Source organism: Actinomadura parmotrematis (assembly GCF_019458805.1).
Taxonomy (GTDB): domain Bacteria; phylum Actinomycetota; class Actinomycetes; order Streptosporangiales; family Streptosporangiaceae; genus Spirillospora; species Spirillospora parmotrematis.
This window is the reverse complement of record NZ_JAIBOA010000001.1, coordinates 540,997-560,617: the sequence shown is the minus strand read 5'-3', so window position 1 is coordinate 560,617 and position 19,621 is coordinate 540,997. Positions and strand designations below refer to the sequence as shown.

Below are 19,621 nucleotides of genomic sequence, written 5' to 3'. Positions count from 1 at the left end.
CAGCAATGTTCCTTCTTCCGCGGCCGCTGCGCAGCGCTTACGTTGGGCGACCGTGGAAAGGCGATTTCCCCGGAAGGGATCCTCCGGCGGGAATCGCGGCGCGCACGAATGGCGAATACGGCGGTATCGATCGTGAAGTTCTACGGGGTGGCCCCCATCCGCTATCTGGACGCGGCGGGGGCGGACGAGCCGGCCGCCACGCGGGCCAGCTTCGACCTCACGGTGGCCACCGCGCTCCGCATGGAGGAGCTCGGCTTCGACGGCTTCGGGGTCGGCGAGCGCCACCACTGGCCGTTCCTGTCCAGCGCGCCGCCGGTCGTCCTCTCCCACGTCGCCGCGCTGACCCGCCGGATCCGGCTGTTCACCGGCGTGACGCTGCTGTCGATGCTGGACCCGCTGCGCGTCGCCGAGGACTACGCCACGCTCGACCACCTGTCCGGCGGGCGGCTGGAGCTCATCGTCGGCAAGGGCGCCGGGCCGGGCGGCGCGCTGTTCGGCCTCACCCCCGACCAGCAGCGCCCGGCGCTCGCCGACAACTTCCGGCTCCTGCACGAGCTGTGGACCAGCGACGAGGTGTCCTGGCGGGCGCAGCGGCGGCCGCGCCTCGACGGCGTCCGCTCGCTGCCCCGGCCGCTGAACGGGCGGCCGCGGATCTGGCACGGCAGCTCGTCGTCGCTGGATTCGGTGGCCCTCGCCGCCGAGTACGGCGACCCGGTGGTGTTCTCCAACGCGGGCCTGTCCAGCGAGAGCGCCCGCCCGCTCGTCGAGCACTACCGCGCCGAGTGGGCGCGGCACGGCCGGCCCGCCGACCGGCTGTTCACCGGCGCGGGCACGCCGGGGTTCCTGGTCGCCAAGACCTCGCAGGCGGCGGTCGCGGCGTACCGGCCCGCCTACGAGCGGCTCGCGGCGATGCAGCGGAGCATCGGCGCGCGGCCGCCGTTCGCGTCGGTGGAGGACTTCATCGCGCGCTCTCCCGCGCTCGTCGGCAGCCCCGCGCAGGTGATCGACAAGGTGCACCGCCAGCACGAGGTGTTCGGCCACTCCCTCATCGTGTTCAGCGTCGACCCCGACGGCCTGGCCGAGGACGACCACCGGGCGTCCCTGGAGCTGTTCGCCGGGGAGGTGGCCCCGGCGCTCCGCACCGCCCTTCCCGACCCACCCCCCTGACCCGGCGGGGACCGGTTGCCCGGACGGACGGCCGCGTGCCAGGCTGAGGCGTCCGCCCCCGGGAAGGGAGCCCGATGACAGCTGGATCACGGCTGCCCGACGACGTCGAGCCCGACACCTGCGCGGCGTTCCGCGACGCCCTCGACCGGGTCGGCAGCAAGTGGGGGATCGCGATCATCGCGGCCGCGAGCGACGGCCCGATCCGGTTCGCCGAGCTGCACCGCTCGATCCCCGGCATCAGCCGCCGGATGCTGACGCTGACGCTGCGCACCCTGGAGCGCGACGGCCTCATCACCCGCACCGTCCACCCGACGGTCCCCCCGCAGGTGGAGTACACCGCGACGGCGCTCGCCGAGGAGCTGTTCGCCTCCACCCGCGCCCTGTCGGCCTGGGCGCGCGACAACCACGCCAAGGTCGCGGCGGCGCGCGCCGCCTACGACGACGGCGAGGCCGCGCGCCACGAGGAGCGGGACCGTCCCGGCGGGCCCCAACCCTACTGAAACGATCGTTCGGGCATGGAACACCGCCCGGCAAGCACGAGGAGGGGACCGTGGTCTACCGCGACGCGGGAACGGCGGCCTGGCACGCGCGCATCGAGCACGTCCGCGGCGCGGACCTCGGCTCCGACACCGCGCAGACGGCGGGGATGCGCCGCTACGAGGCGATCTCGGGCCGGACCGTGGGGTCCGAGCGGCTCTGGATGGGCCGCACGCACGTCGGGCCCGCGACGAACTCCGGCGACCACCACCACGGCGAGGCCGAGACGGCGATCTACATCGTGTCGGGCCATCCGGTGTTCGTCTTCGCCGAGGGCGACGAGGAGGTGCGGGTGCGGACCGGGCCGGGCGACTACATCTTCGTCCCGCCCTACCTGCCGCACCGCGAGGAGAACCCCTCCGCCGACGAGGAGGCCGTCGTGGTCATCGCCCGCAGCACGCAGGAGGGCGTCGTCGTCAACCTGCCGAGCCTCTGGGCGGACGTCGGGCGCTGAACCGCCCGGAATGATCGCCGGAACGGCGAACCCGGACGGCCGTCCCGCCATCACAGGTACCGGAAAGATCGAACACCTGGGAAGAGCGGGGACATCATGGTCATGCAGCGCAGTGCGTTCGGGGGCGCCCGCCGGGCCGTCCTGCCCGTCGCGGTCGCGGCGTTCACCGCCTTCGGCGCCGCCGCCTGCGGTGGCGGGTCGTCGGGCGGGACCGCCTCGCCCGCGGCGGGCGGGCAGGACAGCGCGCCCGCCTCGGCTCCCGCGTCCGCGCCGGCCTCCGCGCCGGCTTCGGCGCCCGAGCCCGGACCGGCGGGGACGGCGGCGGCCCCCGGGAGCGGGCCGACCACCGCTCCGGCGGGCGCACCGGCGGGCGCGGCGCCGGCCGGGGCGCCGGCCGGGGCGCCGGCCCGGTGCACCGCCGCCCACCTGAAGCCGCAGCTCGGCCCGGCCGACGGCGCGGCCGGCAACCTCTACTACACGCTGCGCCTCGTCAACGTCGGCGCCTCGTCCTGCACCCTGTACGGCTACCCCGGGGTGTCGCTGCTCGGCGGGGACGGCGCCCCGATCGGCGTGCCCGCCACGCACGAGGGCACGTCGGGCGCCACCGTCCACCTCCCGTCCGGCGGGAGCGCGACCGTCGTCCTGCACACCGCCAACGAGGGCGTCTCCGACACGCCGTGCTGGGCGGTGCCGAGCCTGCTGAAGATCTACCCGCCGGGTTCCACCGCGTCGCTGACGCTCGCCACCGGCGGCCCGAAGGTGTGCGGGGGCCTGTTCACCGTCACCGCCGTGCGCGCGGGCTAGCGGCGGCTCGTGACGAAGCCGGTGATCGTCGCGATGGCGTGGTCGAGCATCTCCTCGGTGAGGCCGGGGAACACGCCGATCCAGAAGGTGCGCTCGGTGATGGCGTCGCTGTTGGCGAGCGTTCCCGACACCCGGTACTCCTGGTCGCGGTAGGCGGGCTGGCGGGTCAGGTTCCCGGCGAACATCATCCGGGTGCCGATCCGCCGGCCCTCCAGGTGCGCCACGAGGGCGTCGCGGTCGAACGGGGCGTCCGGCGCGACGGTGATGATGAACCCGAACCAGCTCGGGTCGCTGCCCGGCGTGGGCTCGGGCAGCAGCAGGCCGGGCAGGCCGTCGAGCCCCTCGCGCAGCCGCGCCCAGTTGCGGCGCCGGGCCGCGCCGAACTCCGGCAGGCGCCGCAGCTGGGAGAGGCCGAGCGCCGCTTGCAGGTCGGTCGTCTTCAGGTTGTAGCCCACGTGCGAGAACGTGTACTTGTGGTCGTAGCCGTAGGGCAGGCCGCCGAACTGCTGGGTGTAGCGCTTGCCGCAGGTGTCGCAGTCGCCGGGCTCGCACCAGCAGTCGCGGCCCCAGTCGCGCAGCGACTCCACGATCCGCGCGAGCTTCGGCCGGTCGGTGGTGACGCAGCCGCCCTCCCCCATCGTCAGGTGGTGCGCGGGGTAGAAGCTGACGGTGCTGAAGTCGCCGAACGTCCCGGTGAGGCGCCCCTGGTAGCGGGCGTCGACGCCGTCGCAGTTGTCCTCGACGAAGAACAGCCCGTGCTCCCTGGCCAGGTCGGCCACCTCGGCCGCCGGGAACGGGTTGCCGAGCGCGTGGGCGATCATGATGCCGCGGGTGCGCGGGCCGATGGCGGCGGCGACCCGCTCGGCGGTGGTGTTGTAGGTGCCGAGCTCCACGTCCACGAAGACCGGGACCATCCGGTTCTGCAGGATCGGGTTGACCGTCGTCGGGAAGCCCGCCGCCACCGTGACGATCTCGTCGCCGGGCTTCAGCCGGTCCGGGCCGATCTCCGGCTGGGTGAGCGCGGTGAGCGCCAGCAGGTTCGCCGACGACCCCGAGTTGGTGAGGTGCACCTTGCGGCGGTGCAGGGCGCGGCCGAGCTCGCGCTCCAGGGCGAGCGCGCTCGGGCCGGCGGCGATGCGCAGGTTGAGCGCGGCCTCGACGAGCGCGACGCGGTCGTCCTCGTCCAGGTCGGCGCCCGACGGCATCACCAGCGTCTCGCCGGGGACGAAGCTCCGCTCGCCGGTCTTCTCGCGGTGGTACTTGCGGACCAGTTCCAGGATGTCGTCCTGGGAGTCACCCATCATCGCCTCCGGGAAGCGCCGCGGCGCGAGCGCGGACCTCGTCCATGAAAGCAACGGGCGGCGGGGACCGTCCCCCTGTGGACCCCCCTGTCCGCCCGCACGGAACGGGTGCGGGCGGAGCGCTCGTCCTGCCCCTTCCCCCGGGTCAGCCCTCCTCGGGCACCGCGTTCGGGCCGTAGCAGCGGCAGACCGGTCCGGGCTTCGGCGGCCGCGGCCTCTTCGTCGGCCTGCGGGTGGGCTTCTTCGTGGGCTTCCCGGTCGGCGCCGGGGTGGCGGTCCGCCCCTCCTCCACGACGGTGTCGACGCAGGAGGCGTTCCGCGCCATGCTCCTCTCCGGCCGCGTGGTCTGCGTCGTCGCGCAGTTGACGATGCGGGTGCCGTCCGCGGTCCCGCCGTCGACCCGCTCGGTGATCTTGATGGTCCTGGTCCGGTGCGCGGGCAGCGTGCCGAGGGTGCAGTTCAGGGTGCCGCCGTTCTCGGCGCACTCGGCGGGGAAGCCGACGAGCGTCGCGTGCTCGTCGATCGGGTCCATTACGACGACGTCGGTGGCGTCCGCGTCGCCGTCGTTGCTCACCACCAGCGTGTAGGTGAGGGTGCCGTTCGGGTTCACCCGCGCCGGGCCGCTCTTGCGCACGGAGATGTCCGTGTTCTGGGGGCCGGTCGTCGGGGGCGGCCCGACGCTCGTTCCGGTGCACGAGTGGTTGTTGTCGGTGGTGGTCTCGCGGCTGCCGGTGTAGACCATCGCGCAGTTCTGGACGGCGGTGCCGTCGGCCAGCCCGGCGTTCGCCCGGACGGTGAAGGTGAACGTCCGCGTCTCGCCCGAGGTGAGGGTGCCGAGCGGGCAGCTCACGGTGAGGCCGCTCGCGGGGCACTCGGCCGGCAGGTCGGTGATCGCGGTGAGGTTGCCGTTGGTCGGGTCCTGCACGGTGACGTCCACGGCGTCGGACGGGCCGTGGTTGACGACGGTGATCGTGTAGGTGATGTCGCCGTTCGCCGCGGCCGTCGCCGGGCCCGTCTTGGTGATCTCCACGTCGGTCAGCGTGTGCGCCTGGCTGATGAGCCGGGTGCCCTGCGTCCGCGCGTCCGCTGTGGAGGTGGCGACGTCGGCGCGGTTGGTGAGGTTGGCGCCGTCGGACAGGCCGGAGTCCACCGTCACCGGGATCTCGTAGGCGACCGATCCGCCGGCGGAGACGGTGACGCCCGCACCGCCGCAGGTCGCCGTCCGCCCGGTGAGGGAGCAGCCGGCGGGCATGGTCCCGGCGGTGACGCCGCTCGGGAGCGCGTCGGTGACCGTGACGTCGGCGGCCGGCCGGTCGCCCGTGTTGGTGACCGTCACCTTGTAGACGGCCCGCGCGCCGATGGTCATCGGGTTCGGCGACACCGTCTTGCTCACCACCAGGTCGGCGGCGCGGAGCGCGGCCGCCGCCCGGACGGGACGCGCCACCGCCTCGTCGGGTACGGCGGCCGCCCCCGTCAGCGCCGCGGCCAGCACCGCGGCGGTGGTCCCGGCCGCCACCTTGAACAGTCCCGCCATTCCCGTCCCCCAATGCGTGCAGGCGTCACGAAACGTCAGCACCCTGCATCGTCTCCGAGAGCCACCCGGGACGCGGCCGGCGCGTGCCGGGGCTGGGCGTTCTTGTCCCGACCTTGTCCCGGCCCGGAAGGTCGGCGGCCGCTGCTACGTTCCCGCGCATGGGAACGAGATACCTGCCGTGGGACGAGGCCGTGGAGCTGTTCGAGCGGCGCGGGCTGCCCGAGTCGGCCTACGAGAACCTGTACGACGAGGAGTACATCCTCGTGGAGGGGCCCGCCGTGGTGGACGGCGACCTGCCGCTGGACGAGCACGGCCGGACGCCGTGGGCGCGCGACACCCCCGGCGCCGCCACCGGGTACATCGTCGACGGCGACCTCACCGTCACCGGCACGCTGGCCGACATCGACGACGGGTCCGCCGCGCTCGTCGTGCTGGGCTCCCTCACCGCCGGCGACGTCTACCTGGAGGGCGACGCGAAGATCCTCACGCGCGGCGACCTCACCGCGCGCGCGTTCGTCGGGTACATGACCGAGAAGCTCGTCATGGTCCACGGCGACCTGCGGACGCGGGTCGCGGTGCTGGCGGACGAGTTCGCGCCCGACCTCGTCACCGGCACGCTGTCGGGCCGCGTCCTCGCCCCCGACTACCTGGACCTGGCCGGGGACGAGGCGATCGGCGGCCTGTCCGACCCGGCCCCGGACGCCCCGCTCGCCGACCTCCTCGTCCCCGAGGTCCTCGGCGGCGACGGCGGGACGGACGGCGACTTCGCGGGGTTCGCCGAGCTCGGCCTCGACGGCGGGGCCGTCCGCGAGCGCGTCATGGCGGGCCTGCCGCTCTCCCCCGCCCCCTGACGGCCGCCGGTCCTCAGTGCCCGAGCTCGACGCCGTCCAGGGCGCAGACGGCGTTCGGGACCGGGACGGCGAGCGAGTGGTAGGCGGTCACGAGGTGGCTCTCGACGGCGCGGGCGTCGACGCCGAGGCGCCGCACGGAGACGCCCGGCTCGTGCTGGTCCGGCAGCTCGGCGGGGCGGAGGCCGACGACGCCCTGCCGGTCCTCGCCGGGACGCACGACCAGGATCGTGGTCGTGCCCCCGGCGACGGGGATCTTGTCGCAGGGCAGCAGCGGCAGGCCGCGCCAGGCGAGGAGGCGGTGGCCGTCCACGGCGACGGTGTCGGGCTGGAGGCGGCGGCGGTTGCACTGGCGGCCGAACGCCGCGATGGCGAGCGGGTGGGCGAGCAGGTGGCGCGGGCTGGTCTGCTTGCAGATCAGGGCGTCCAGGTCGGCCGGGGTCGGCGGCCCCGTGCGGGTGGCGATGCGGTGGCGCGGCGGCGGGGCGTGCAGCAGGCCGAAGCCGGGGTCGTTGACCAGGTCGTGCTCCTGGCGCTCGCGCAGCGCGTCCAGGGTGAGGCGGAGCTGCTCGGCGAACTGGTCCATCGGGTCGCTGTGGACGTCCGCGACGCGCGTGTGCACCCGCAGGACGGCCTGCGCGAGGCTGAGCGGGTACTCGCGGGGCGGCACGCCGTAGGCGATGCCCATGCCGGGCAGCACCGGCTCGCCGGTGTGGCCGGCGGCGGCGGGCACGCCGGGCTGGTCGCTGCCGGCCCGCTCCAGGGTGCGGCGCTCGGTGCGGGTGACGCGGTAGGTGCCGCCGGGGACGTCGGTCCACGGCAGGATCCGCAGCAGCCAGCGCGGGGTCGTCCCGGCGGTCAGCGGCGGCGTCTTGGCGGTCGTCGCCAGCAGCCGCGCGGCGCCGGTGGTGAGAGCCGTCGCGGACGGCGGGGCGTCGGTCAGGGGCGTGGCCATGCGGGTCCTCGGGAGTGCCGTGCCGGGTGCGGGGCGGAGTGCGGGGCGGGGTGGAACGGGCGGGCCGCGGACGTGCCGGGGCCGGCGGGGACGGGGACGCGCGGGACGGGCGTCCCGTAGCGGTGGGTGCGCGCGCCCCACAGCCGGTCGCCCGCGAGCCAGGCGCGCAGCCCGTCCACCAGCGGTGCCAGCTCGGGCGCCGCGGCCACCGCCTCGGCGGCGAGCCGGCCGAACTGGCCGGCGCGCGCCGCCCCGAGGTCGGCGACGACGTCGGCGGCGCGCTGCAGGCCGCAGCCGAGCAGCCGCTGCACGACGAGGACGCCGTTGCACGTCTCGCCCGGCGTGGCGACCTCCTTGGCGTGCGAGCGCAGGTCGTTGGCGATGGTGGCCTGGTCGGAGAAGGCCGCGAGCAGCGCCGGCGGCACGGCGGCGTCGAGGTCCAGCGCGTACCCCAGCAGGTCGCAGGCGATCGCGGTCGCGCCGGTCCGGCGGCGCATCTCCAGGTAGTCGACGGCGTCGGGGACGCGCTGCCGGGCGGCGCCCTCCATCTCCCAGGCGCAGCCGTCCAGGAACGCCCCGAAGTCCGCGGCCAGGCGGGCGCGGGCGGCGTCGCCGAGGCCGGCGGCGACGTCCCGCCAGACCTCGGCGAGGGCGCGCTCGGCGGCGCAGCCGGGCGGCGGCGGGCCGTCGGCGAGGAAGGCCGGCAGCCGCGCCAGGAACGCCCGCGCGCCGGCCAGGTCGCCGCGCGGTTTGAAGGCGCGGTCGAGCAGGTCGTCCAGGTGGGCGAGGACGACGCCCCAGCGGGCGACGGTGCGGAGCCGCGCGGCCGGCGCGTCCGGGTGGGTCATCGCGGCCCGGCCGCCGTGGTCGGCGGCGGCGAACGTCGCCGGGTCCCAGACGGTGCCGTCGAGCAGGCCGGTGCGGGCGGACCACACCGCGAGGTCGCTGCGGACGGCGGCGATGTGCGGGTTGACGCGGGCCGGACCGGCCGGGGGCGCGCCCGGGTCCTGGAAGGTCCGGGGCAGCCGGAGCACCGGCCGGTGCGCGGCCCACCGCCGCGCCGCGGCGGTGCCGAGCCCCGAGGGGCCCTGCCAGACCGGCGTGCGCGGGTCGCGGTCGCGGGTCGCCGCGTTGGCGTAGCGCGGGGACCGCAGATGCCATTCGTGGCTGCCGGCGTCGGCGTCCTGGAGGCAGCGGGCGAGCGTCAGCAGGTCGCGGCGGGTCCGCGCGTCGAGGCCGAGCTCGTCCATGAGGGCGGGCAGCTCGGCCGCCGCGGCGTCCTCGAACCGCTGCAGCCGGGAGGCGTGCAGGTCGGCGGCGGTGTCGGCGGCCCGCTGCGCGTCGACGCCGAGGAAGCGCTCCAGGATGAGGACGAAGTTGTGCAGCTCGCCCTCCTCGCGCGTCTCGCGCTCGTAGGACAGCAGGTCGTTCAGCAGGACCTGCGCGTCGGTGAAGGCGTCGCGCAGCACCTGCACGGGCCGGGACGCGACGACGCGGTCGGGCAGGTCCAGGCCCATGGCGAGCTCGACCAGGTCGGCGGCGAAGCGCCCGGCGCCGACGCCGCGCTTGTGCTCCAGGTAGTCGATCGGGTTCGGGATCCGCCGGGCGCTCAGGTTGTCGAGCTCCCAGAGGGCGTCGGTGATCTGCGCGAGGGTGTCGGCGGCGAACCGCGACCGCCATCCCGCCGACGTCCGGGGCACCGTGCGCGCCCACAGGTCGTGCAGGGCCCGCTGGACGGGGTCGCCGGGCTCGGGCACCGGGCCGGCCGGGTCCGCCGGCATGAACCGGCGGGTCCGGTCCAGCCAGGCGGCGGCGCCGGCGGTGTCCCGGCCGTCCTTGAAGACCCGCAGGAACCAGTCGTCGAGGAAGAACCCCCAGACGAACCAGTCGGTGATGAGCTCCAGGGCGGGCCGGTCGGCGTCGGGGTAGCAGTAGGCGGCGAGCAGCGCGAGGTCGATGGCCTCCAGGGCGGCGCCGTCCCACACCGCGGCGCCGGTCACGCCCTGCTCCGCGGCCCAGGCGCGGGTGTGCGCGCGGGCGGCGTCCAGGTGGGGGTTCAGGCGGGGCGGCCAGGGCCGGTAGAGGTCGGGCGTCCGGAAGGGCGGGGCGGCGGTCACGGTCGCGCCCTCAGCCCGCGTGGCCGAGCTCGACGCCCTCCAGCACGCCGAGGGCGTCGGGCACGAGGACGGCCGCCGAGTAGTAGGCGCTGACGAGGTAGGACAGCACGGCCTGGTCGTCGATGCCCATGAACCGGGCGTTCAGTCCCGGCTCGTACTCGTCGGGCAGTCCGGTCTGGTGCAGGCCGACGACGCCCTGCGCCTGCTCGCCGGTGCGCATCAAGAGGATCGAGGAGGTGCGGGTGCCGCTGATCGGGATCTTGTTGCAGGTGAGGATCGGGACGCCGCGCCAGGCCGGCACCTGGCGGCCGCCGATGTCGACGGTGGCGGGGTAGAGGCCGCGGCGGCTGCACTCGCGGCCGAACGCGCCGATCGTCTGCGGGTGCGCGAGGAACACCGCCGGGTCCTTCCAGACGACGGCCAGCAGGTCGTCCAGGTCGTCGGGGGTCGGCGGGCCGGAGCGGGTGGTGAGGCGCTGCGCGGGGTCGGCGTTGTGCAGCAGGCCGAAGTCGCGGTTGTTGACGAGCTCGTGCTCCTGGCGCTCGCGCAGCGCCTCGACGGTGAGGCGGAGCTGCTGCTCCACCTGGTTCATCGGCTCGTTGTACAGGTCGGCGACGCGGGTGTGGACGCGCAGCACCGTCTGGGCGACGCTGAGCTCGTACTCGCGCGGCGCGGTCTCGTAGGCCACGTAGGTGGCGGGCAGCACCGGCTCGCCCTCGTGGCCGGACGACAGCGCGATCGCGGCCTCGCCGCCGGCGTCGGTGTCGGGCGCGGGGGCGGCGAGCGCGGCCTCGACGTGCCCGCGCAGGCCGGCGTCGCGCGCCACGGTCTCGGCGAAGTCGCGGCGCGACAGGACCAGCATCGTGCAGGCGGTCGCGGCGCGCACGCCGTGCTCCCAGGAGCCGTCGTCGGCGACGAGGGCGTCCTCGCCGAAGTAGCCGCCGTCGCCGACGATGCCGTGCGAGACGGGCTCGCCGTACTCGCCGGTCCCGACGCGCTCGGCCTTGCCGTGCACCATCACGTAGAGCTGGTCGGCGGGCGTCCCGGCCTCGACGACGGTCTCCCCCGCCTCCCACTCGGTCTGCACGAACCGGTCGGCGAGCGCGCCCAGCGCGGCCTCGTCGCCGAACCCGCGCAGGTAGCGCAGCTCGCCGAGGTCGTTCGGGATGACGCGGGCCGACGCGCCGGTCGTCACGCAGTCGATGCGGCCGTCGCCGACGGTGTAGGACAGGCGCCGGTTCACCCGGTAGGTGCCGCCCGACACCTCCACCCAGGGCAGCACCCGCAGCAGCCACCGCGAGGAGATGCCCTGCATCTGGGGGACCGACTTGGTCGTCGTCGCCAGGTTGCGCGCCGCGGCCGTGGTCAGGCTGGTCGGCTGCTCCGCCGGCTCGGGAACGGTGGTCGTCATCGGGGGCCGTCCTCTTCTCGGTTGGCGAGGGCCTCCTGCGCGGCCCTCGGACGGCCCACACAGTGCCGATCGGCGGCCTCCGGGCGCGTCTGCCTTGGTGAACGCTTTGCCGCCTCCTCGCCAACAGCCGCCCCGCGTTCGGCGCATTCGACGCGCACACCGCAGGACGGGCGCCCCCGATCAGGGCGCGCCGGTCAGAGCCAGGACGTACCGAGCCAGGCCGCCGCGGCGGCCGCCGCCAGCAGCCCGATGTTGAGGCCGATCACGCGGGCCTCGCCGCGCGACAGGTGCACCGCGATGCCGCCGATCTGGATCAGGGCCAGGCCGACGGCGGCGGCGACGGCGAGCCAGGGCGCGATGCCGGTCAGCGGCGGCAGGACGAGGCCGGCGGCGCCGAGGACCTCCAGCACCCCGATCGCGCGGACGAGCGGCATCGGGACCTGGTCGACCCAGCCCATCATGGGCCGCAGCGCGTCCCGGCTCTGCACGGTCTTCTTGCCGCCGGCGTAGAGGTAGAAGGCGGCCAGCAGGGCGGCGAGGATCCCGTAAGCGATGTGCATGGGCGCCATGATGCGCCACCATGGAAAGCCGTACAAAAGGCACACGCGTGTGCGTGACGTGCAGGAGGCGGCCATGACGGGGTCCGAGCGCACCTGCCCGATCCGCGGGGACGGCGGGCGGGCGCTCCGCGCCGTCCTCGACCGGATCGGCACCAGGTGGACGCTGCTCGTCGTGGCGACCCTCGACCGCGGGGGGCTGCGCTTCGGCGAGCTGGAGAGGCGGCTCCCCGGGATCTCGCAGCGGATGCTGACGCTGACGCTCCGCAACCTGGAGCGCGACGGCCTGGTGTCGCGGACCGCGCACCCCGAGGTCCCGCCGCGCGTCGTGTACGCGCTCACCGCCACCGGCCGGAGCCTCATCGGCCCGGCCCTCGCCCTCGCCGGCTGGGCCGCCGAGCACGCCCCGGACCTGGAGGAGCGCCGGGCCGCCCACGAGGCCCGCGAGACCGCCGCGCACGACGAGTGAGTTGACGCGTCAACTCGCCATCGTCCATGATGCCGGGACGGGCGGGGGCGAACCCCGCCATTTCCCTACTTTTCCTGTCTCTTTCATCGACAATGTCGAGGGCGGCCCCGATGAAGTTCCTGCTGCTGCCGCACGTCCCCGACCAGCGCGCGTCCGACGCGGATCAGCTCCGGGAGCTGGTCGACACCGCCGTCCTCGCCGAGGAGCTCGGCTTCGACGGCTACGGCGTCGGCGAGCGCCACGACCGGCCCGTCGTCTCGTCCGCGCCGCCGGTCCTGCTCGCCCACATCGCGGCGCGCACGTCCCGGATCCGGCTGTTCACGACCGTGACGACGCTCGGGATGCTGGACCCGCTGCGGGCCTACGAGGACTACGCCACGCTCGACAACCTGTCCGGCGGCCGCCTCGACCTCATGATCGGCAAGGGCGGGTACCCGCGCACCGCCGCGCTGTTCGGGATCACGCCCGAGAACCGGTGGCGGCGGCTGCGCGACGGTTACGAGCTGTTCCGCCGCCTGTGGGAGAGCGACGACGTCACCGCGGACGGCCCGCGCCCTCTCGACCGCGCGGAGGCGCTGCCGCGCCCCTTGCAGAAGCGGCTGCGGGTCTGGCACGGCAGCGCCACCAGCCCGGAGTCGGCGGACTTCGCGGCGCTGCACGGCGACCCGCTCTTCTCCTCCAACGGCCGCGGGCGCCCCGAGCCGTACGCCGAACTCGTCCGGCACTACCGGGAGCGCTGGGCGCACCACGGGCACGACCCCGCCGGCGCCCTCGTCGGCATCGGCACCTCCGGCTACTTCGGCGCGCGGACCTCGCAGGAGGCGGTCGCCGGGTACCGGCCGGTGTTCGAGGCGCGGCTCGCGGTCAACCGCCGGTTCGACGGCGGGTCCATCCCCTACGACGACGTGGCGGAGTGGATCGCCGACAGTTCCGCGCTGGTCGGCAGCCCGCAGCAGGTCATCGACAAGGTGCACGCGCAGCACGCGCTGTTCGGCCACGAGGCGCTGCACATCCACGTGGACGCCGCCGTCCTCGGGGCCGCCGAGCACCGCCGCACCCTGGAGCTGTTCTTCTCCGACATCGCCCCGGTGCTGCGCCGGGAGCTGCCGAGCCGTCCGCTCGCCGCGGGCTAGACTCCCGCGCATGTCCGACGGCGCAGGCGAGTGGCTGGACGCGCGCGAGGACCGCGCGTGGCGGGCCTTCTTCGACGCCCAGGTGGGGTTCTGGCGGCGCATGTCCCGCGACCTGCAGCGCGACACCGGGCTCTCCGAGCCCGACCTCGCCATCCTCGGCGCGCTCCTGGACGCCCCCGGCGGCGCGCTCCGGCCCTACGAGCTCGGCGACGTCACCGACTTCGAGAAGAGCCGCCTGCACCATCACCTCACCCGGATGGCCGGGCGCGGCCTGGTCACCCGGGAGCCGAGCCCGGACGCGCCCCGCGCCGCCGTCGTCACGATCACCGGCGCCGGGCGCGCCGCCGTCGCCGCCGCGTTCCCGCTGCGCGCCGCCCACATCCGCCGCCGCCTCGTCGAGCCGCTCACCCCCGCCCAGCTCGACGCCCTCACCGAGATCTCCGAGCGGCTCGCCGCCGCGCTCCGCGACGACCCCTGACGGACCCTTCCGTCAGGTGGTGACCCTGGTGAGGAAGGAGGCGAGGTTGGCGCGGGTGCGGGCGACCTTCTCCTCGACGGTGAGCGTCTCGTCCGGGCCGTCGCCGGCGGCCGAGCGCCGCTTGCCGCGGGTGTAGAGGGAGCACGCCAGGTCGGTGCAGAGGTACTGGCCGACGGTGTTGCCCTGGCGGCCGGCCTCGCCGGTGCGGCGGGCGGTCATGAGGGCGACGCCGCCGCCGGTGTGCGTGGTCAGGCAGAGCGAGCACATGCTGCGGGCGGTGAAGCCGCGCCCCCCGGAGGCGACCGCGCGGAGCGCGACGCCGAGCGGCCGGCCGTCCCGCTCGGCCACCAGGTAGGCGCGCTCGGGGGCGCCCTGCTCGCGCCAGCCGAGGAAGTCCAGGTCGTCCCAGGGCAGCTCGGCGAGGCCCTTGGGGAGGTCCGCGCGCTTGGCCTCCCCCTTGGAGCAGTTGACGAACGACGCGCGGATGTCGCTTTCGGTCAGCGGTCTCATGGACCCGAGGCTAAGCGGGCTAATATATTTAGGCAAACGACTTATTCGATTAGCCTGCGGAGGTCCCGTGGCGCGTGCGGCCCTCACCCCCGAGCGCCTGACCAGGACGGCGGCGGAGGTGGCCGACGAGATCGGCTTCGACGCGCTGACCGTCTCGGCCGTCGCGCGGCGGCTCGGCGTCAAGGATCCGAGCCTGTACGCGCACATCCGCAACGCCCGCGACCTGAAGATGCGGGTCGCGCTGCTAGCGCTGGAGGAGCTGGCGGACCGGGCCGCCGCCGCCCTCGCCGGGCGGGCGGGCAGGGACGCGCTCGTCGCCTTCGCGGGCGCCTACCGCTCCTACGCCAAGGAGCATCCCGGCCGCTACACCGCGATGCGGTTCGAGCTGGACGCCGATGCCGCCGAGGACAGCGCCGCGCCGCGGCACTCCGCGCTGACGCGGGCGCTGCTGCGCGGCTACGGCCTGCCCGAGCCCGCCGAGACAGACGCCGTCCGCCTCCTGCACGGCGCCTTCCACGGGTACGTCGACCTGGAGATCGCGGGCGGTTTCGGGCACGGGCCCCGCAGCGCCGACGCCTCGTGGGCCTGGATCCTTGACACCCTCGACGCCGCCCTGCGGGACCGGGCGCGGGAATGACGCCGGCCCCCGTCCCGGGTACGGGACGGGGGCCGGCCGCCGCGGGCGTCAGGCGGTGACGGCCTCGATCGCGGGCGTCCGGACGGTGCGGCGGGCCGCGCCGAGGGCGGTGATCCCGGTGAGGGCGACGGCGAGGCCGACCACCGCGAGGTAGGTCCAGACGCTGCCGTCGGGCGCGGCCGAGCCCTTGCGGGCGAGGCCGAACGGGACGACGGTGAACACCGCCGCGACCGTCCCGCAGGCGACGCCGATCAGGATGACCGCCGCCGACTCCAGCGCCACCGCGCCGAGCACCTGGCCCGGGACGGCGCCCGCGAGGCGCGCCTGGGCGAACTCGCGGCGGCGGTGCGCGGTCGCCGCGACCAGCGTGTTCACCAGCATGATCGCGGTGAACAGCACGACCATGCCGATGACCGTCAGGTTGAGCGTCTCGATCGCCTTCTGGTCGGCGGTCTTGGCGAGGCCCGCCGCCGCCGTCGCGGCGTTCTCGGTGGCCTGGAGGAACAGCGTCCCGACGGCGGTGCCGGTGAACAGCACCACCGGCGTCACCGCGGACGCCACCGACGGCGCGCGGCGCCGCATGGTGGTGATCGCCAGGTCGCCCGCCGCGCCGAAGGCGCGGAACGGCCGGTCCAGCAGGGCCGCCGCCCACCGGACGAGCACCGGGGACAGCAGCGCGAGCCCGATCGCGGCGAGGATGTCGGCCTGCCCGGACGTCGCCATCGCGTCGCTGCCCTTGCCGTCCATGACCGTGACGGTGACGACGGCCTCGTCCACCGCGCCGAGCAGGAACAGCGCGGCGAGCACCAGGCGCTTGCGGCTCAGCCGCGCGGTGCCGGCGGAGGCCGCGGCGAGCGACGCGGCGGCGCCGGTGCGCCCGGCCCGCCGCGCGGCGACGAGCGCGGCGAGGAAGGCCGACGCGAAGGTGACGCCGGCGCCGATGGACAGCGCGGCCGCCCCGAACGCGTAGCCGACGTCCGCGGGGACCTGGTGCGTGCCGTGCAGCAGCCCGAGCAGGCCCCGGCCCGCGAGGGCGCCGGGGAGGACGCCGAGCGCCGTCCCGGCGGCGGCCAGGCCGCACGCCTCCCCGACGATCATGCGGGTGAGCTGGCCGGGGGTGGCGCCGGCGCTCTTCAGCAGCGCCGTCTCCGCCGCCCGCTGCTCGATCGCCAGGGTCAGCGTGGAGGTGACCGCGAACGCCACCAGCAGCAGGCCCCAGCCGCCGACGACCGAGGCCATCGTGACGAGGGTGCTGCGCGCCTGGCCGGTCGCGCCGCCCGCCCGCGCGGTGTCGAGCATCGACGCGAACGCCATGATGATCGCCGAGCCGAGGGCCATCGCGGCCAGGCTCGCGGTGAACGCGCCCGCGCGGCGGCGCAGGGACCGCAGTGCCAGCCAGGTCATCTCACGCCACCTCCGTCCGCTGCCGCGCGACTTCGTCGGCCAGGTGCGTCAGCCGCGCGGCGACGGTCTCGGCGGTCGGCGCGCTCTGGCGGCCGACGATCCGGCCGTCGGCCAGGTACAGGACGGCGTCGGCGTGCGCGGCGGCGACCGGGTCGTGCGTCACCATCACCACGGTCCGGCCGTCGGCGCGCACCGCCTCCTGGAGCAGCGCCAGCACGTCGCGGGCGCTGCGGGTGTCGAGCGCGCCCGTCGGCTCGTCGGCGAACAGGAGCGGCGGCCGCGCCACCAGGGCCCGCGCGATCGCCACGCGCTGCTGCTGCCCGCCCGACAGCTCGGCGGGCAGGTGGCCGAGCCGGTCGCCGAGGCCGACGCGGGCCAGGACGCCGCGCGCCGCGTCGCGGTCCACGCGGCGGCCCGCCAGCCGCAGCGGCAGCGTCGTGTTCTCCAGGACCGTCAGCGTCGGCAGCAGGTTGAACTGCTGGAACACGAACCCGATCCGCCGCCGCCGGAACCGGGTGAGCGCGGCCTCGCCGCGGCCCGCGAGCTCGGCGCCGTCCACGAACACCCGGCCCGCGCTCGGCAGGTCCAGCCCCGCCGCGCACTGCAGCAGGGTGCTCTTGCCCGACCCCGAGGGGCCCATCACCGCGGTGAAGGACCCGGCCGGCAGCGCCAGGGTGACGCCGTCCAGGGCGACGACCCGGTTCTCCTCGGGGCCGTAGACCTTCCGCACGCCCTCCAGCCGGAGCGCCTCGGGCGACGGTCCCCCCTCCGCCGGTCGTGCCGCCTCGCCTCGCCTCATCGTCTCCGCCTCTCCGCCGGCGCCCCGGTGGAGCGCTCTTGCGGACGAAGCTACGGACCGGCGGGGCGGGCGAGGAGGGGTCTAAGGTGCCGGTCGGGGTAGGGGAAGGCCTACCCTGGTGCCGCGCCCGTCAGCGGGGCGGCGGGTTGTGCCAGCCGTCGGCGCCGACCAGGGCCTCCGCCGCGTCCGGCCCCCACGAGCCGCGCGCGTAGGGGTGCGGGTCGGTCGGCTCCAGGATGGGGTCGACGATCCGCCAGCACTCCTCGATGGCCGGCATCGAGGCGAAGTGGCGCGGGTCGCCGGCGATCGCGCCGGCGATGATGTTCTCGTACGGCAGCTCCTCGCGGCCGAGCACCTTCTCGAAGTCCACCGCCACCGGGACCATGGTGGCGCGCTCCCCCGGCGCGGGCTGGTTCAGCAGCAGCTCGAAGGTGAGGCCCGCCGTCGGCTCGAACCGGAACCGCAGCAGGTCGGGTGGGGTGCCGCCGGCCAGCCCGCCGAACAGGTCGAGCGGCGGGCGGCGGAGCTGCACGACGACGTCGGTCGAGCTCGTCGTCAGCGCCTTGCCGCTGCGCAGGTAGAACGGGACGCCCGCCCACCGCCAGTTGTCGACCTCCAGGCGGGTCGCGACGTAGGTCTCGGTGATCGAGCCGGGCTTCACGCCCGCGACGTCGCGGTAACCCGCGTACTGGCCGCGCACCGTGCCGGCCGGGGAGATCGGCCGGGTCGCGCGCAGCACCCGCCACTTCTCGATCTGCTCGGCGCGCACGTCGGCGACGCTCGGCGGCTCCATCGCCACGAGCGCGAACACCTGGAGCATGTGGTTCTGCAGGACGTCCTTGACGCAGCCGACGGCGTCGTAGAACGAGCCGCGGTCGGCGACGTCGAAGTCCTCCAGCAGGTTGATCTGCACGTTGGCGATGTAGGACCGGTTCCACAGCGGTTCGAGCAGGGTGTTGGCGAACCGGGCGGCCTTCACCCCGTTGATCGGCAGCGAGCCGAGGAAGTGGTCGACGCGCAGCACGTGGTCGGCGTCGAAGGAGCGGGCGAGCTCGGCGTCCAGCCGCCGCGCCGACGCCAGGTCGTGCCCGAAGGGCTTCTCCACGACGAGCCGGGCGTTCTCGTTCAGGCCGACGGCGGCGAGCGACCCCGCGACGCTGGTGAACAGCGCGGGCGGGATAGCCAGGTAGTGGCTGAGGAACCCGCGGCCGCGCACCGCGTCGGCGAGGCGGGCGAAGGTGGCGCCGTCGGCGAAGTCGCCGGAGACCATGCTCAGCCGCCCGGCGAGCCGGGCGAAGACCTCCTCGTCGACGTCGCCCACGGCGGCGGCGACGGCCGCGCGGGCGTGCCGGCGGAGCGCGGCGTCGTCCCAGTCGCCGGCGGCGACGCCGACGACGGGCGCGGTCAGCTCGCCGCGCTCGGCCAGCCGGTACAGCGCCGGCATGATCATTTTCTTGACGAGGTCGCCGGTGATCCCGAACAGGACGAGGACGTCGGCGCGCGTGGTCGTGCCCATGGGCGGTCGTTCCTTCCGTGGTGCGCGGGTGCCGTGGTGCGCGGGCGCCGGTCAGCCCGCCCGGATCCCCCAGGTGCCGGTGAACGCGGCGCCCGGGTCGAGGGCGACGACGCCGGTCCCGCTCGCGAGGGCGTTCGGCGGGCAGGTCATGGGCTCGACGCCGAGGCCGCGCCGCCGGTCGCCCGCCGGCACGGCGTCGGCGGTGTAGATCTCGACCCAGGGGTGGGCGTCGTCCAGCCAGAGCTCGGCGGTGCGCGCCGAGCCGGTGAGGCGCACCCGGGCGCGGCCGCCGGCGTCGCGCTCCAGGCCGGTGAACGCGCGGTCGATCCGCCGGTCGCCGAGGACGCGGCCGCCGCGCAGGTCGTAGGCGGTCCCCTCGACGGGCTCGGCGGGGCCGCGCGGGATCATCCGCTCGTCGACCGGCAGGTGCTCGCGGGCGGGCACCGCGACCGTGCAGCCGTCGATCGGCTCGCCCACCGTCAGGTAGGGGTGGGCGCCGTGCCCGTAGGGCGCCGGGGCGCCGCCCTCGTTGCGGGCGGTGAGCCGGACGGTGAGGCCGCCGGCGGCGTCCAGGGCGTACTCGGCCTCCAGCGCCAGGCGGAACGGGTAGCCGGGCGAGCCGAGGAGGCGGCAGGCCAGGACGGCCCGGTCCGCCTCCTCGCGCACCGGCGTCCACGCCTTCCAGCGGGCGAGGCCATGGATCGCGCAGTCGCGCTCGACCTCGGAGATGTCGAGCTGCAGGTCGCGGCCGCGCCAGGTGTAGCGGCCGCGGTCGACGCGGTTGGGCCAGGGGGCGAGGAGCTGCCCGAACGCGGCGGGCGCCGGCTCGTCCGGGCCGTAGCCGAGGACGAGCGGCTCGCCCTGGAAGGTCAGCGACCGCAGGCCGGCGCCGCACTCGGTGACGACGGCCGCGTAGTCGCCGGCCGCCAGGGTGAGCTGCCGGCCGCTCAGCGCAGATCGCATGTCGGCGTACATACCCCCGCGCCGCGC

General features: G+C 75.5%; 20 protein-coding genes. 9 read left to right on the top strand and 11 right to left on the bottom strand.

The genetic code is table 11. From position 1 onward, the window contains the following. The first annotated feature begins 132 nt into the window (after positions 1–132). The 4 genes from K1Y72_RS02645 to K1Y72_RS02630 all read left to right on the top strand — a co-directional run bounded on the left by K1Y72_RS02645 (position 133) and on the right by K1Y72_RS02630 (position 2,962). Positions 133–1,167, top strand: a complete 1,035-nt coding sequence (locus K1Y72_RS02645; RefSeq protein ID WP_220162800.1) for an LLM class flavin-dependent oxidoreductase — start codon at positions 133–135, stop codon at positions 1,165–1,167. A gap of 74 nt (positions 1,168–1,241) precedes the next feature. Then, a complete protein-coding gene (locus K1Y72_RS02640; protein WP_220162799.1) occupies positions 1,242–1,667 on the top strand; it encodes a winged helix-turn-helix transcriptional regulator in 426 nt (141 codons plus the stop codon). A gap of 50 nt (positions 1,668–1,717) precedes the next feature. After that, positions 1,718–2,158 carry a cupin domain-containing protein gene (locus K1Y72_RS02635; protein ID WP_220162798.1) on the top strand — a complete coding sequence of 147 codons (441 nt, stop codon included), beginning with the start codon at positions 1,718–1,720 and terminating at the stop codon, positions 2,156–2,158. Between the two features lie 102 nt (positions 2,159–2,260). Next, positions 2,261–2,962 carry a DUF4232 domain-containing protein gene (locus K1Y72_RS02630; RefSeq protein ID WP_220162797.1) on the top strand — a complete coding sequence of 234 codons (702 nt, stop codon included), beginning with the start codon at positions 2,261–2,263 and terminating at the stop codon, positions 2,960–2,962. Here the strand turns inward: K1Y72_RS02630 and rfbH are convergent. Together rfbH and K1Y72_RS02620 are read right to left on the bottom strand one after the other, a co-directional pair. Beyond that, positions 2,959–4,263: a lipopolysaccharide biosynthesis protein RfbH gene (gene rfbH / locus K1Y72_RS02625; protein ID WP_220162796.1), complete on the bottom strand. Its 1,305-nt coding sequence runs from the start codon at positions 4,261–4,263 to the stop codon at positions 2,959–2,961. The two genes, K1Y72_RS02630 and rfbH, sit on opposite strands and share 4 nt — an antisense overlap. A 145-nt stretch (positions 4,264–4,408) precedes the next feature. Beyond that, a complete protein-coding gene (locus K1Y72_RS02620; RefSeq protein ID WP_220162795.1) occupies positions 4,409–5,797 on the bottom strand; it encodes a DUF11 domain-containing protein in 1,389 nt (462 codons plus the stop codon). 158 nt (positions 5,798–5,955) lie between these two features. Between K1Y72_RS02620 and K1Y72_RS02615 the strand changes: the two genes are divergently transcribed. Continuing rightward, a complete protein-coding gene (locus K1Y72_RS02615) occupies positions 5,956–6,648 on the top strand; it encodes a hypothetical protein (protein ID WP_220162794.1) in 693 nt (230 codons plus the stop codon). A 13-nt stretch (positions 6,649–6,661) separates the two neighbouring features. Here K1Y72_RS02615 and K1Y72_RS02610 read toward each other — a convergent pair whose 3' ends face one another. From K1Y72_RS02610 to K1Y72_RS02595, 4 genes are all read right to left on the bottom strand, one after another. Further along, positions 6,662–7,600: a hypothetical protein gene (locus tag K1Y72_RS02610; RefSeq protein WP_220162793.1), complete on the bottom strand. Its 939-nt coding sequence runs from the start codon at positions 7,598–7,600 to the stop codon at positions 6,662–6,664. Continuing rightward, positions 7,585–9,717 (bottom strand): terpene synthase family protein, encoded by a 2,133-nt coding sequence (locus K1Y72_RS02605; protein WP_220162792.1) that lies wholly within the window; start codon positions 9,715–9,717, stop codon positions 7,585–7,587. The genes K1Y72_RS02610 and K1Y72_RS02605 overlap by 16 nt, the downstream gene beginning before the upstream one ends. 10 nt (positions 9,718–9,727) lie before the next feature. Beyond that, complete coding sequence (locus tag K1Y72_RS02600) at positions 9,728–11,128, bottom strand: family 2B encapsulin nanocompartment shell protein (RefSeq protein ID WP_220162791.1); 1,401 nt, start codon at positions 11,126–11,128, stop codon at positions 9,728–9,730. A gap of 194 nt (positions 11,129–11,322) precedes the next feature. Then, positions 11,323–11,688 (bottom strand): DoxX family protein, encoded by a 366-nt coding sequence (locus K1Y72_RS02595; RefSeq protein WP_220162790.1) that lies wholly within the window; start codon positions 11,686–11,688, stop codon positions 11,323–11,325. 73 nt (positions 11,689–11,761) lie between these two features. Between K1Y72_RS02595 and K1Y72_RS02590 the strand changes: the two genes are divergently transcribed. The 3 genes from K1Y72_RS02590 to K1Y72_RS02580 all read left to right on the top strand — a co-directional run bounded on the left by K1Y72_RS02590 (position 11,762) and on the right by K1Y72_RS02580 (position 13,765). Beyond that, positions 11,762–12,154, top strand: a complete 393-nt coding sequence (locus tag K1Y72_RS02590; protein ID WP_220162788.1) for a winged helix-turn-helix transcriptional regulator — start codon at positions 11,762–11,764, stop codon at positions 12,152–12,154. A gap of 110 nt (positions 12,155–12,264) precedes the next feature. After that, entirely contained in the window at positions 12,265–13,287 is a 1,023-nt protein-coding gene (locus tag K1Y72_RS02585; RefSeq protein WP_220162786.1) for an LLM class flavin-dependent oxidoreductase, read from the top strand. A 10-nt stretch (positions 13,288–13,297) separates the two neighbouring features. Continuing rightward, on the top strand, positions 13,298–13,765 hold the full coding sequence (locus K1Y72_RS02580; RefSeq protein WP_220162784.1) for a MarR family winged helix-turn-helix transcriptional regulator: 468 nt from the start codon (positions 13,298–13,300) through the stop codon (positions 13,763–13,765). A gap of 12 nt (positions 13,766–13,777) precedes the next feature. On the opposite strand, the gene K1Y72_RS02575 is transcribed toward K1Y72_RS02580, so the two are convergent. Further along, positions 13,778–14,275, bottom strand: a complete 498-nt coding sequence (locus K1Y72_RS02575) for an FBP domain-containing protein (protein ID WP_220162782.1) — start codon at positions 14,273–14,275, stop codon at positions 13,778–13,780. A 67-nt stretch (positions 14,276–14,342) separates the two neighbouring features. Between K1Y72_RS02575 and K1Y72_RS02570 the strand changes: the two genes are divergently transcribed. Continuing rightward, positions 14,343–14,912: a TetR/AcrR family transcriptional regulator gene (locus tag K1Y72_RS02570; RefSeq protein WP_220162780.1), complete on the top strand. Its 570-nt coding sequence runs from the start codon at positions 14,343–14,345 to the stop codon at positions 14,910–14,912. 48 nt (positions 14,913–14,960) lie between these two features. Here K1Y72_RS02570 and K1Y72_RS02565 read toward each other — a convergent pair whose 3' ends face one another. From K1Y72_RS02565 to K1Y72_RS02550, 4 genes are all read right to left on the bottom strand, one after another. Then, positions 14,961–16,316, bottom strand: a complete 1,356-nt coding sequence (locus K1Y72_RS02565) for an FtsX-like permease family protein (RefSeq protein WP_220162778.1) — start codon at positions 16,314–16,316, stop codon at positions 14,961–14,963. Position 16,317: 1 nt separating this feature from the next. Further along, a complete protein-coding gene (locus tag K1Y72_RS02560) occupies positions 16,318–17,115 on the bottom strand; it encodes an ABC transporter ATP-binding protein (RefSeq protein WP_220162776.1) in 798 nt (265 codons plus the stop codon). A 130-nt stretch (positions 17,116–17,245) separates the two neighbouring features. Then, positions 17,246–18,631 (bottom strand): glucose-6-phosphate dehydrogenase, encoded by a 1,386-nt coding sequence (gene zwf / locus K1Y72_RS02555; protein WP_220162773.1) that lies wholly within the window; start codon positions 18,629–18,631, stop codon positions 17,246–17,248. A gap of 51 nt (positions 18,632–18,682) precedes the next feature. Further along, the gene (locus K1Y72_RS02550; protein ID WP_220162771.1) at positions 18,683–19,594 is read right to left on the bottom strand and encodes an aldose 1-epimerase family protein; all 912 of its coding nucleotides are present in this window, start codon (positions 19,592–19,594) and stop codon (positions 18,683–18,685) included. Positions 19,595–19,621 lie beyond the last annotated feature (27 nt).